The sequence below is a fragment of the Algoriphagus sp. AGSA1 genome (genome assembly GCF_021390545.1).
Taxonomy (GTDB): domain Bacteria; phylum Bacteroidota; class Bacteroidia; order Cytophagales; family Cyclobacteriaceae; genus Algoriphagus.
In genome coordinates, this window is sequence record NZ_JAJUWR010000014.1 from 105,898 (window position 1) to 118,820 (window position 12,923).

The 12,923-nt window shown below is 42.0% G+C and carries 10 protein-coding genes; 7 read left to right on the top strand and 3 right to left on the bottom strand.

Annotated features, from left to right (window positions below):
• Positions 1-126: 126 nt before the first annotated feature.
• From LZF95_RS12860 to sdaAB, 3 genes are read right to left on the bottom strand one after another with little or no spacing between them, the layout of a single operon-like run.
• Complete coding sequence (locus LZF95_RS12860) at positions 127-1,440, bottom strand: efflux RND transporter periplasmic adaptor subunit (RefSeq protein WP_233755484.1); 1,314 nt, start codon at positions 1,438-1,440, stop codon at positions 127-129.
• A 3-nt stretch (positions 1,441-1,443) separates the two neighbouring features.
• On the bottom strand, positions 1,444-2,793 hold the full coding sequence (locus LZF95_RS12865; protein ID WP_233755486.1) for a TolC family protein: 1,350 nt from the start codon (positions 2,791-2,793) through the stop codon (positions 1,444-1,446).
• 7 nt (positions 2,794-2,800) lie between these two features.
• Positions 2,801-3,478: an L-serine ammonia-lyase, iron-sulfur-dependent subunit beta gene (gene sdaAB / locus LZF95_RS12870; RefSeq protein ID WP_233755488.1), complete on the bottom strand. Its 678-nt coding sequence runs from the start codon at positions 3,476-3,478 to the stop codon at positions 2,801-2,803.
• Positions 3,479-3,633: 155 nt separating this feature from the next.
• Here sdaAB and LZF95_RS12875 point away from each other — a divergent pair, with 155 nt between their 5' ends.
• The 7 genes from LZF95_RS12875 (at position 3,634) to LZF95_RS12905 (ending at position 12,905) form a co-directional block, all read left to right on the top strand.
• A complete protein-coding gene (locus tag LZF95_RS12875) occupies positions 3,634-4,458 on the top strand; it encodes an aminotransferase class IV (protein WP_233755489.1) in 825 nt (274 codons plus the stop codon).
• A gap of 117 nt (positions 4,459-4,575) precedes the next feature.
• Entirely contained in the window at positions 4,576-6,219 is a 1,644-nt protein-coding gene (locus LZF95_RS12880) for a sodium/sugar symporter (RefSeq protein WP_233755491.1), read from the top strand.
• Between the two features lie 14 nt (positions 6,220-6,233).
• Positions 6,234-7,736: a xylulokinase gene (locus LZF95_RS12885; protein WP_233755492.1), complete on the top strand. Its 1,503-nt coding sequence runs from the start codon at positions 6,234-6,236 to the stop codon at positions 7,734-7,736.
• A 37-nt stretch (positions 7,737-7,773) separates the two neighbouring features.
• On the top strand, positions 7,774-9,087 hold the full coding sequence (gene xylA, locus LZF95_RS12890) for a xylose isomerase (protein WP_233755493.1): 1,314 nt from the start codon (positions 7,774-7,776) through the stop codon (positions 9,085-9,087).
• A 336-nt stretch (positions 9,088-9,423) separates the two neighbouring features.
• A complete protein-coding gene (locus LZF95_RS12895) occupies positions 9,424-10,611 on the top strand; it encodes a glycosyltransferase (protein WP_233755494.1) in 1,188 nt (395 codons plus the stop codon).
• A complete protein-coding gene (locus LZF95_RS12900; protein WP_233755495.1) occupies positions 10,608-11,900 on the top strand; it encodes a hypothetical protein in 1,293 nt (430 codons plus the stop codon). The genes LZF95_RS12895 and LZF95_RS12900 overlap by 4 nt, the downstream gene beginning before the upstream one ends.
• A 6-nt stretch (positions 11,901-11,906) precedes the next feature.
• Positions 11,907-12,905: a polysaccharide deacetylase family protein gene (locus tag LZF95_RS12905; protein WP_233755496.1), complete on the top strand. Its 999-nt coding sequence runs from the start codon at positions 11,907-11,909 to the stop codon at positions 12,903-12,905.
• The last annotated feature ends 18 nt before the right edge of the window (positions 12,906-12,923 follow it).

Consider the following 12,923-nt stretch of genomic DNA (forward strand, 5'->3'; position numbering starts at 1 on the left):
AGTGTAGCCCGTCGTTGTTATATGAGGGACTAATGTGAAAAATGCCAGTGAGTCTAAACTAACTGGCATTTTTGCTGAAGTAATAAATAATCATTAGATCATGGTAAAACTTTCTCCTACCGCTAATTAATTACTTTTGACAGGAGTTGCCTTTCCCTCTAGGGGAGCTACTTTATCGCCTTCTTTGAGGTTTTTACTTACTACGAAATAAGGCCCTGAGATGATTTGTTCGCCCTCAGTTAGCCCTTCTAAAACCTCGATGTTTTGAAAGTCAGAAATACCGGTTTTGATCTCCTTCAGCTTAGCGACTCCTCCATCATTGACAAATACCAGTTCTTTGGGACGAGTGGCTCCGGCCACAAGTGTATCCTGCATATGGTCTCGGGTAGTGACCGCAGCCAATGGCACAGATAGCGCATCATTTTTTGAGTTGGTGATAATCTCCACTGAGGCCGTCATGCCAGGACGGAAAGGATATTTTTTGCCTTCTTGGACCAAGTCTTGGTAAGAGTCATTTAGAATTCTGATTTTCACTTTGAACTCGGTCACAGCATCAGCAGATGCTTTTACATTAGCTGTATTGGCTATGCTGGTCACTACGCCCTTGAAGGTTTTGCCAGTATATGCGTAGGAATCCACATCCACTATAGTGGTATCTCCCATACTCAATCGGACGATGTCATTTTCATTGACATCCACCCTGACCTCCATTTTAGAAAGGTCAGCGATGGTCAGCATTTCCGTACCTGCCATTTGTTGCGTTCCTACCACACGTTCTCCCTGTTCTACCAAAAGGTTGGAAACAATTCCATTTACTGGAGAATAGACGTTCGTCAAACGTAGATTTTCTGATGCTTCATCCACAGAGGCCTGCGAGCTTTTCACTACAAATTCTGCAGCTAACACGTTTTGCTTGGCAGCTTCCAAATCCTTTTGCGCAGAGATATAGTCAGCCTGGGCTTGCTCAAAGTCGGCCACAGAAATAGCTTTGGACTCATATAAACTCTTTTGTCTATTGAAGTTCTGTTCTGCTTGGGTGAACTGGGCTTCTGAGCGCTGCAATGCTGCCCGGGTTTGTGATAAATTAGCTTCTTGTTGGGAGAAATTGGCTTTGGTTCTATTGAGCGCAGAGATAAAGTTGTCAGGCCTGATTTTCACCAAAAGCATACCGGCGGCCACAGAATCTCCTTCTTTTACATTTAGGGAGATTATCTCACCTGCAACATCTGGACTGAGTTTAACCTCTACTTCAGGTTGTATTTCTCCTGAGGCACTCACTTTTTCGATGATGGGCACTTTTTTTACTGTTGAGACTTCCACCTGTGTTTGTTTTTCACCACCTACCCATCCGGCATTTCGGGCGATAACCGCAAAAATGATGAGGACTACTATTCCTCCCAGGAGGTAATACAATAGCTTGTTTGATTTCTTATTAGCCATGGTTTAATTGAGATTAATGGGGTTACCCAGGTAAAAATCAAGAACTTTTACCCTGAAAATGTATGTGTATTTCGCATTAAGCAAATCTGCCTGCGCATTGAAAAGGTTGTTTTGTGCCACCTGAAAATCTACAGAATTGATAGCGCCTAAGTCAAATCTTTGTTGGGCGATACGGAAAGTTTCCTTTAGACTTTCTACCTGAATCAGAGATGATTCATAAGTAAGCTGTGCTGCAAGGGCGCTATTATAGGCAGTTTCAATATCATTACGTAGCTGGTTTTCGGCTTCTAATTCTGCTACTTCCGAGATTTGCTTTTGTACTCTGGCTCTTTGCACGTTTGCTTTGTTGCTCAGCCTGGAAAAGAGAGGAATGCTAAGTTGAAGATTAACTGCCTCCGATAAGTTGTTCTCTATCTGCTGTCCAAATGTGGGCCTTTCTGTTCCATACACTTGATCCACATAATTGGAAAAGATGTTTGCACCAATTCCAAGAGTGGGATAATATCCTCCTTTTGCAAGTTTAACCCCGTATTCAGCGCTGAGTACATTTGCCTGTGCGGCTTTGATTTCGGGCATAAATCTCATTGCCTCATTGTATATGTCTTTTGGGGTTTCTGTGGCCATCAGCAACTCATTGATTTCGAATTCGGGCTCAATCACCGAAAACTCCGATGTATAAGGTATCTGCAGGGCCTGGGCTAAGTTGAGTTTCGCAATGTTGTAGTTATTTTTTGCATTGATCAGATTCACCTGGTTTGTGGCATTTTGTGCCTGCACGTCCAATTGGTCGGAGAGGGGAAGTGATCCCGCTTCTACCAATTTGGTGGTTCTTGTCAGTTGGTCTGAGGTAGAGGCCAGTTGATTTTCCGCTACGTTTACCTGCTCGCGGTTGAAGACCACATTGATAAACAAGTTGATGATATTTAATGTGATATCATTTTTGGTAGCTTCTATATTATACATGCCTGCTTCCAGATCCACTTTTGATTGTTTAATGGAATTATTGATCTGATTTCCGGCAAATATGGTGGCATTGGATGAAGCCGATACGTTAACATTTCCGATTCGGGCGGTTTCAAAAAGGTTTGTTACCGGGTTGATTGATCTACCCCATCTATACCCTGTACTTGCTCCCGCAGAAAGATTGGGATAGCGTTCACCTTGGGCTTGCAGGAGATTGGCTTCAACGGTCTGCTGGTTCAATACACTTCGTTTCAGCGAGAGGTTGTTTTCAAGAGCAATAGCAACCGCCGTTTCCAAATCGATGGGGCCGGAGGGAATAATAGGTTCTTGTGCAAAAATCGAAAAACCAATTCCAGTTGCCAAGGCAATGCTTAGTAGGAATTTTTTCATAATGTAATTAAAGGTCAATGTCAGGTATGTATATTAATTCGGTGATCCAGGGTAAAGATTTTAAATAATTAAGTGTGATTTCATTGATCCCTGAATCCATCTCTATCACATGGCAAGCTATGTCATTTTTGCCTTTTCTAGAAACAGACATGGTAGCGATATTGGCTTTTTCCTGAGCGATCACTGCGGAGATAAATGCAATGGCACCGGAAATATCCTCTGCCTTTATTATGAGTGTATGGTTAGCGGCCGAGAAGTTGGCCACAAAACCGTCAACTTCTGAAATATTGATCACTCCGCCACCCAGGCTTTCACCCACTACTTCTACAGAACGGTCTCCTTTTACGAGATTCAACTTTATAGTATTGGGATGGTGTATGGAGGAATTGCCAATAGATCTAAACCGATAGGTAAATCCTTTGTCTTGAGCAATCTCCAGGGACGTCTTAATATTGGCATCATCGGTTTTGAAGTCCATCAAACCACCAATAATAGCCCTGTCGCTTCCATGACCTTCATAGGTTCTGGCAAAGGAATTATAAAATGTGATGGAAGCATCATCAGGTATTCCTCCCAATATGCGGATAGCTGCTCTGGCTATTCTGACTACTCCTGCTGTGTGAGAAGAAGATGGCCCGATCATTATTGGTCCTATCATATCAAAAACACTACTTTTATTTGCCATCTGGGACTAATATTCCAATTTTGGTGCTAAGGTAAAATCCTGTGCATGATTTTAAACAAAAATCCATGTTTATTGTATAGAACCTGCTTTAAATGGTCTGACATTGACATAGTTTAACAAATCCATAAGCAAACAAATTAGCTAACTGAGCGATAATGAACAGTTTTATGACCGAAAACGAAACAACCTATCAAAAACTTTCATCTAGTGATTTATGGTCTTCACAAGCTGTCGTAGAATTCCCTGTGCGAGCGATGAGTTTTGGAGATGGGTTATTTGAAACTATGGTTTTTGATCATGGTGAAATTAGGTTTTTTGACAAACATATTAAAAGATTATTTGAAGGGATGGGAGTATTGGGTCTAAAATCAGAAGATATCAAACCTAGGGAGTTACTACATTTCTTGAGAGAGAGTTATCCTGACAGTAAACTTCGCGTGCGGTGGAATGTAGTCAGAGCCGGCAAAGGAAAATACACTCCTGAGTGTAATGAAGTGATGCAAACCCTTCAGCTCTCTGAGTTCAAGGCCGCCTCTGCTGTCAAAGAATCAGCTGATGTTTCTTTGAAGATCCACTTATTTCCCACGCCATGGGCTAATCTTAAAACGCTCAATGCACTGCCCTATGTACTGGCAAACCTAGAGAGAGCTGAAAGGGGATTGGATGAGATAATTCTTATGGATTATAGGGGATTTGTCTCTGAGGCTGGTGCTTCGAATGTTTTTTGGGTAAAAGACGAGGTCATTTACACCCCATCTCTTTCCTGCAGTTGTATAAATGGAATAAGCAGGCAGGCAATCCTTGACCAATTAACGAAAAAATCTGTTCCTTTTCATGAAGGTGAATATAAAATCAGTGAATTAGAGGTGTCAGATCAGATATTTGTTTCTAACTGTACGGGGATCAGTTACTTGAGTAGATTCCGGGGAAGAGGGTTGGATATACGTCCTTTGGACTTTTTAGAACTAATATTTCATTAATTTGAATTAGGCATAATTTATTGTACACGTTGCCATGAAAATATTATCTTTATCGGCCTATTCTAATAAGATTAGTCGTTTACCCAAACTAACTGCCCAAACCTAACCTAATAATTTATGCTCTTAGAACCCTTAGACTTAGCCGTTTTTATAGGCTACTGTTTACTCATCATAGGGATGGGTATTTTTGTATCCCGTGAGAAGAAAGGTCACGTTAAAAATTCCTCTGATTATTTCCTTGCTTCCAAGGCTTTGCCTTGGTGGGCAGTAGGCGCGTCATTGATAGCCTCCAACATTTCCGCTGAACAGTTTATAGGGATGTCAGGATCCGGATTTGCGCTGGGATTGGCGATTTCTACCTATGAGTGGATGGCCGCTGTTACTTTACTTGTAGTTGCCATCTTCTTTTTGCCGGTGTATATCAAGAAGGGGATCTACACTATGCCCGGGTTTCTATTGGACAGATATGATACCAGAGTAAGGACCACAATGGCCATTTTCTGGTTGTTGCTTTATGTGTTTGTCAATCTTACTTCTGTGTTGTATTTGGGTGCGCTTAGCTTAAATACAATCCTGAATGTGCCTATGGGCTACGGTATAGCTGGCCTGGCGCTCTTTGCGATGATATATTCCATCGATGGAGGTCTGAAAGCTGTGGCATGGACTGATGTTATTCAGGTATTCTTTTTGATTGCAGGCGGTCTTGCTACTACCTATATAGCTTTGCAGATGGTGGGGAGTGGTGATGCATGGGAAGGCCTTGGATTGCTGAGAAGAGAGGTTCCAGGGCACTTTTCTATGATTTTGTCCAAAGGTGAAATGATGATTCCTGATGGAGCCGGTGGTACCCGTGATGCATATCTAGACCTGCCTGGTATATCTGTGCTGGTAGGCGGTATGTGGATTACAAATCTTAGCTATTGGGGATTCAACCAATACATCACCCAGAGAGCCTTAGCTGCAAAGAGCTTGGATGAAGCCCAGAAAGGGATGATTTTCGCAGGTTTCCTGAAGCTACTTATGCCACTGATCGTGGTGATACCGGGTATTGCGGCCTATGTGATCGTGACTAACGGCATCGACGTAGGTTTTATCGAATCTATGAAAGACCCTATTACAGGCATCATTAAGTCAGATAGGGCTTATCCTACTTTACTTCAGCTTTTACCGGTAGGTCTAAAAGGCCTGGCATTTGCGGCATTGACTGCGGCAATTGTTTCTTCCTTGGCTTCCATGGCCAATAGTACTTCCACTATTTTCACCATGGATATCTATAATAAGTACATCGGGAAGAATTCCTCAGAAGCCAAGCAGGTAAAAGTTGGTAGAATCACTGCTTTGGTTGCTTTTGGGGTAGCTTCGATCGTTGCTCCAGCATTAGGCGCATTGGATCAGGCATTCCAGTTTATCCAAGAATATACCGGATTTATCAGTCCGGGGGTATTTGCGATCTTTTTCTTCGGGGTATTCTGGAAAAAGACAACCTCAAATGCAGCCCTTACCGGAGCTGCATTGAGCATCCCACTCTCAATAGTTCTCAAGTTGGTTTTTCCAGCTTTACCCTTCATCGACAGAATGGGAGTTGTATTCTTGATCGTGGCCGCATTGATGATCATAATCAGTTTGGTAGAAGGCAAAGGGAAAGACCATCCAAATAGCATCGAAATCAATAAAGAGTTGTTCAGTACGAGTACCACATTCAAAATCGGCGCTGTCTTGATCGCTGGCATTACTGCAGCTCTATACATCGTATTCTGGTAAAAAAAACACATTAAATGAGACGTTTACTTTTAGGGATTGACATTGGAAGCTCCTCTGTCAAGACTTCATTACTTGACGCTGATTCAGGAAAGTCTATTTTATCGAAGGCTTTTCCTGAAGAGGAAATGATCATAGATTCTCCCGAAAAGGGCTGGGCTGAACAAGACCCGGAAACTTGGTGGAAGTATGTACAACACTCTATCCGATATGTACTGAGCAAGACAAAAGTGCAAAACGGAGAACTTAAGGGAATCGGCATAGCTTATCAAATGCATGGCTTGGTCCTGGTAGATAAGAATCAGAATGTACTAAGGCCTTCTATCATATGGTGCGACAGCCGTGCCGTAGGCATAGGTGAGAAGGCCTTCAAAGAACTCGGAGAAGAATATTGCCTTAAAAACCTATTGAATTCTCCTGGGAACTTCACCGCGTCCAAGCTCCGCTGGGTGATAGAGAATGAACCTGAGTTAGCCTCCAGAATCCATAAAATGATGCTTCCCGGTGATTACATAGCGATGAAACTGAGTGGGGAGATCTGTACTTCCGAGACTGGATTGTCTGAGGGCATATTCTGGGATTTTCAGAAGAATGGTTTGAGTGACAAAGTGCTCAACAACTACCAAATCTCTAAATCTTGGATACCTGAAGTGGTTCCTTCTTATTCCATTCAGGGAAGAGTGTCAGCTATGGCATCTGAAGTTACAGGTTTAGAAGAGGGGGTTCCTATTTCTTACCGTGCGGGGGATCAACCAAATAATGCTTTTTCCCTTCAGGTATTGAAGCCGGGAGAATTGGCGACTACAGCCGGAACTTCAGGTACGGTGTATGGGGTAGCAGACAAGCCTCTTCATGATCCTTTATCCAGAGTTAATACCTTTGTACATGTCAACCATGCAAAAGAGAATCCAAGTTATGGAGTACTGCTATGTGTGAATGGTACCGGGATACTCAATAGTTGGCTTAAAAAAATAATGGGAGCCGGACATATTGAATACGATGAAATGAATAATCTTGGCGGCTCTGCCCCGATCGGCTCGGAAGGTCTCACTTTCATTCCTTTTGGTAACGGGGCGGAGCGAATCATGCAAAACAAACCGGTGGGAGCACATCTACTTGGCCTGGATCTGCTAAAGCATGATAAACGACATATGATACGGGCTGCTCAGGAAGGTATTGTTTCTGCGCTTACCTTTGGCTTTCGAATCATGCAGGATATGGGACTTGACCTGAATACTGTAAAAGCTGGAAAAGCAAACATGTTCCTCAGCCCTATATTCCGGAAGACCTTTGTTCACATGAACAAAGTGGTACTGGAACTCTATGATACGGACGGTGCCCAAGGTGCTGCTAGGGGTGCTGGGATTGGCGCAGGTGTATTTGCGAGCGAGGCAGAAGCTTTTGAAGGACTGGAATTAGTAGAGACCATAGAGCCAAACGAGCATTTCTATGATCCCTACGAAGAAGTCTATTCTACCTGGAAGGGACATTTGGAAGCAATACAAAAAATGAATAAATAATTTTCAAACCTATAAAACCTAATAAACCAAAGTAAACATGTCAAAAACTTATTTCTCTTCAATCGATAAAATCCCTTTCGAAGGCAAGGAAAGTGATAATCCATTGGCTTTTAGATTTTACGACGAGAACCGTATCATCGCTGGGAAAACCATGAAGGAGCACTTCAAGTTTGCTATAGCCTATTGGCATTCCTTCTGTGGCACGGGAGGAGATCCATTTGGTCCGGGCACTATCATTCATCCATGGGATGCGGCTGAGGATCCTGTTCAGCGGGCCAAAGACAAAATGGATGCTGCTTTCGAATTCATCACCAAGATCGGAGCTCCTTACTACTGCTTCCATGATATTGACTTGATCGATGAGGGGCCAACCCTTGGTGAATATGAGAAAAGAATGCAGATCATTACAGAGTATGCAAAACAAAAACAGGCTGAAACCGGTGTGAAATTGCTATGGGGCACTGCAAACGTATTCAGCAACCCACGCTACATGAACGGAGCTTCCACAAACCCTGATTTTAATGTGGTTTCGTGGGCAGGTACACAGGTGAAAAACGCTATAGACGCTACTATAGCACTGGGTGGAGAAAACTACGTCTTCTGGGGTGGCCGTGAAGGTTACATGTCTTTGCTGAACACTGACATGAAGCGGGAGACTGAGCACCTTGCCCAATTCCTGACGATAGCCCGCGATTACGCTAGAAAGAATGGATTCAAAGGGACATTCTTCATTGAGCCCAAACCGATGGAGCCAACTAAGCATCAATATGATTATGATGCCGCCACGGTAATAGGGTTCTTGAGACAACATGGTCTTGATAAAGATTTCAAGTTGAACATCGAGGTCAACCACGCTACTCTGGCCGGACATACTTTCCAACATGAGTTACAGGTATGTGCTGATGCCGGAATGCTCGGAAGTATCGATGCCAATAGAGGTGACTACCAAAACGGTTGGGATACAGACCAGTTTGCAATGAATCTACAGGAAATGACTGAAGCAATGCTTGTATTGCTGACTTCGGCGGGCATCCAAGGTGGAGGAGTGAATTTTGATGCCAAGATCAGAAGAAACTCCACAGATATGGATGATCTATTCCTTGCCCATATCGGAAGTATGGATGCTTTTGCAAGAGGTATGTTGATTGCTCAGGATATTCTGGAGAAGTCTGATTACCTGGAAAGAAGAAAGAACCGTTATGCCAGCTTTGATTCCGGCAAAGGCAAAGCTTTCGAAGAAGGCAAGCTTACTTTAGAGGATTTGAGAAATTATGCCGCGGAAGTAGGGGAGCCTGTGCAGACAAGCGGTAAGCAGGAGTATTTCGAAAATCTATTGAATAGATTTATCTAATATTTATAGAATGACTTATCCAGGGTAACCCAAACGAGGTTGTCTGGGTCAAAATTAATTTAGCATCGGGTTTCAACTCGATGCTATTTTTGTATTATAGGGGATGCAAGATGAATCAAGACCTGGATTTTACAATAGGGGAGCTAATGTGGATTTTATTTACGCCCTATCATGTTTTTTCCTTCTATCTCATGTATGCTGTTCCTGCAAAATGAAACCCATTGATATATTGGGGGTTATGGCTCTGTTTGAAATGACCTGTTGGATGTGTGCAATAGGGGCGATCAATAGATAAATTGCCACTACACTGATATTTGATAAAACAATTTAGGATTCTTGAAAAAGGTACTATTTATAAGCTGGGACTCTGATAAGACCAACTACTTGGAAAATCTGTTTTTCCCGATTTTTTCCGGATTACAGAACAGAGGAGGAATAACCATTTCTATTTTTCAATTTTCCTGGGCAAAATCAGTAGAGGTGGATAGAATTTCGTTTCTGGCCAGTAAATTAGGGTTGGATTATAACCATTTTCCAATTTCAAGAAAAGCCCCAGCCATACTGGCTAGTTTATCTGCTGTATTTTCTAATCGATCCTTTCTGATTAATTACCTCCAATCTCATCAGATTCAGGTGATTATTCCTAGAAGTACCATGCCGGCGTTATTTCTTTTGACTGTCCTGAAGAAGGTAAAAGGAATGGGCTGTGAAATTGTTTTTGATGCAGATGGACTTCCTATACAGGAAAGATTGGATTTGGGGAATCTTACAAAGGGGGGGATAGTTCATCGGATTTTGACTGGTATAGAACATAGAATACTTTTGGAATCCAGCAAGGTGTTAGTAAGAACTAGACATTCGATTGACTGGCATACCACTCGATACACAAACTTGGATGTTCAAAAGTTTTTTCTGGTAGGTAATGGAAGAGACATAAGGAAATTTCATTTTTCTGCCGAACGCAGAAATGAAATCAGAGAACAATTAAATCTCTCCGAAGAACTAGTTTTGATTCATTCCGGTTCACTGGGTCCGGGATACGCATTGGATGTATTGTTTAGCATTCTGAGGGGAATAAAAGAAAGAGGGATTTCCTTTAAAATGGTTTTTCTTACCAGAGATCCGGGGTATTTGATACCAGAGATTCCTTATGATATCAAATCTCAGGTAATTGTTTTAGAAGTGGCCTTTGATCAAGTGCCGGATTATCTGATGGCAGGGGATGTAGGGGTTAGTTTAAGGAAGCCCGGTCCTGGCACCAAAGGGATTCTACCGATCAAGCTAGGTGAATACATGATGTGTGGGTTGCCGGTTCTTGTCTCAAGGGGGATCGGGGATATGGATTTGCTCCTTAGTGATGAGGATAGTTGCTTAATTATCGATAACCAGTCTGTTAATTTCAATGATCTTGTGCAATGGTTTCTAAGTATATCCCGGCTAGATAAGGCTAAGATCGCCAAAGTGGGCTCAACCTTGTTTTCGTTGGAGAAAACCTTGGACAATTACCAGAAAGCTTTACTATGAATCTAAAAGTTGTTGATTTTCTGGTTCTTATTTTTTGCAACTTACCTTTAGTGTACTTTTTGGTTTGGCTCAGGAAAAGCAAGGGGATTGATCAAGGTGAACAGATTCTTGTGACTCTTCTTTGGCTAGTCCATCTAGGCTTCTCATTTTTTTATGCCAGTTATATTCTCCATAATGGTGGGGATTCCCTCAGATTTTGGCAATTAACGGCTGATACCTCACAGCATGCCCAAAACTGGATGGGATATTTCGGGATTAATACCTTTTTTATACAGTGGTTGAACTATATTCCAAGTAAGTTGCTGGGTTTTTCTTATTGGTCAGGGACCTTCGTTTACTCAACCTTTTCTTTCATGGGAGTTGTTTTGCTTTTTCTAAGCTTCCGGTTTCTCATCTTAGAGCGTATTGGTATGTTGGCTTTTCCAAAGCTGCTGTACCTGCCATTGTTTTTACCGGGACTACATTTTTGGACGGCGGGAGTTTCGAAGGAAAACTTGCTGTTTCTAGGATTGTCCATGTTGTTTTACTCCCTTACCATGCCTGGTACTACTATGATTTTGGGATTGATTGGGTGGATTATCTGCCTGTTTGTAAGACCGGTTGTAGGCATTTTCTTTATACCTGTATTGGTTTGGCTTCTCCTGCCTGTGCTTAAAAAGTCACTGAGCAAATCTGTGATTTTGATAGTGATATTAGTAATCTTGTTTTTTCAGGCAATCAATCAATTCCTACTTTACCTGCATTTGGAATCATTTTCGCAGGATAGTTTTAAGGCATTTAGTACCAATCAGTTGTACTATTTGAATAGTTTTAATGCGAGCACCGCAATTCCTATGGTAGAAATGAATAGTATGGAACGGTTGTTTGCCGTAATTTTCCGTCCACTTCTCTGGGAGAGCTGGGATTTCTATTCTGTTATTATAGCTATAGAAAATACTTGGCTAATGCTTATCACCCTTTTAGCCCTGTTTCTATATAGTTATAGGGTATATCGTGTACTTATAATTTATTTCTCGAAGTTTTCCCCTGCCCGTCGGAGAGGTGGAATGGGGGGCACAAGGTTACAAATCATCCCATGGTATGTCGTTCTTCGAAACACCCCGTTTCCTATCCCTTTTTCGGCGAAATACTATTCAATAATTGCAGTTGGAATGTTTTTGCTGTTTACCTTTACCCTCAATAACTTCGGATTGTTTTATAGAATGAAATCTATCTGGATGCCGTTTTTGCAATTTTCAATCCTATGGTTAATCTGTTCTTCGACTGCATATTTAAAACGATCACCCTGACACCAATTGTCCAAAGCAAGCCTTATAATTTCCTTAGATTTTGAACTCCATTGGGGTAGATTTGATAAATACGATTTACGTGATTATCAACAGTATTACACCAATGCTCTTGATTGCCTGCCTCGGATTTTAGATCTTTTTGAGAGGTATTCGATTAGGGCTACCTGGGCTACGGTCGGGATGCTGATGGCTGAAAATTGGGAGGAATGGCATGAATATGCTCCTGATGTTCAACCTAGTTTTTCTGAGAAAAAATACTCTGCATTTGAATGGGGGCGGCGGCAGATGAAGAATGGTAGTTTAGGTCTCTTTGCACCGGAGATGGTGAATCGGATACAGTTGACTCCGGGACAGGAATTGGCGTCGCATACCTTTTCACACTTTTTTACTGCAGTGGAAGGAAGTACATTTGAGGCTTTTGAGTCGGATCTTCAGGCATGTAGATCTATTGCAAAATCAAAATACGGGGTTGTTCTGGAAAGTTTGGTTTTTCCTAGGAATCAATATTATCCTGAGGTGCTGAACGTTGCCGATAAGGCTGGCTTTTCAGCAGTGAGAACCAACCCCTCAGATTGGTTCTGGAAAGAAACAGCTCATGAGAGCCTTTTGAAAAAAATATTCAGAACTGGTGATACTCTACTTCCTCTGGGAAGAAATGTATGTTATGATATGGAGGGGCTCGATTCCAAGCCTATATTGCAGCTGCCGGCGAGTAGGCTACTAAGGCCTTACCGTAAAGGGTCAATTTTTAATAGGAGAAGAATATCCCGGATTAAGGCAGAATTGGAAAATGCCTGCATTGAAGGAAAATGCTATCATTTGTGGTGGCACCCGCACAATTTCGGACATTTTCCGGAAGAAAATTTAGTTATTTTAGAAGATCTCCTGATTTTTATACAGGAACTGATGGAGTCTAATAGATTACAGAGTATTTCCATGAAAGATGCTTCTGCCTTAAACCAAAAAATTAATCTTGAAAAGCAAATAAAAAGACAGGGCAATTAAAAAACACTAATTTCACTT

Bases quoted from the DNA above. Each gene is read 5' to 3' on its own strand.
- LZF95_RS12860 (WP_233755484.1), bottom strand. From the start codon at position 1,440: ATGGCTAATAAGAAATCAAACAAGCTATTGTATTACCTCCTGGGAGGA.
- LZF95_RS12865 (WP_233755486.1), bottom strand. From the start codon at position 2,793: ATGAAAAAATTCCTACTAAGCATTGCCTTGGCAACTGGAATTGGTTTT.
- sdaAB (WP_233755488.1), bottom strand. From the start codon at position 3,478: ATGGCAAATAAAAGTAGTGTTTTTGATATGATAGGACCAATAATGATC.
- LZF95_RS12875 (WP_233755489.1), top strand. From the start codon at position 3,634: ATGAACAGTTTTATGACCGAAAACGAAACAACCTATCAAAAACTTTCA.
- LZF95_RS12880 (WP_233755491.1), top strand. From the start codon at position 4,576: ATGCTCTTAGAACCCTTAGACTTAGCCGTTTTTATAGGCTACTGTTTA.
- LZF95_RS12885 (WP_233755492.1), top strand. From the start codon at position 6,234: ATGAGACGTTTACTTTTAGGGATTGACATTGGAAGCTCCTCTGTCAAG.
- xylA (WP_233755493.1), top strand. From the start codon at position 7,774: ATGTCAAAAACTTATTTCTCTTCAATCGATAAAATCCCTTTCGAAGGC.
- LZF95_RS12900 (WP_233755495.1), top strand. From the start codon at position 10,608: ATGAATCTAAAAGTTGTTGATTTTCTGGTTCTTATTTTTTGCAACTTA.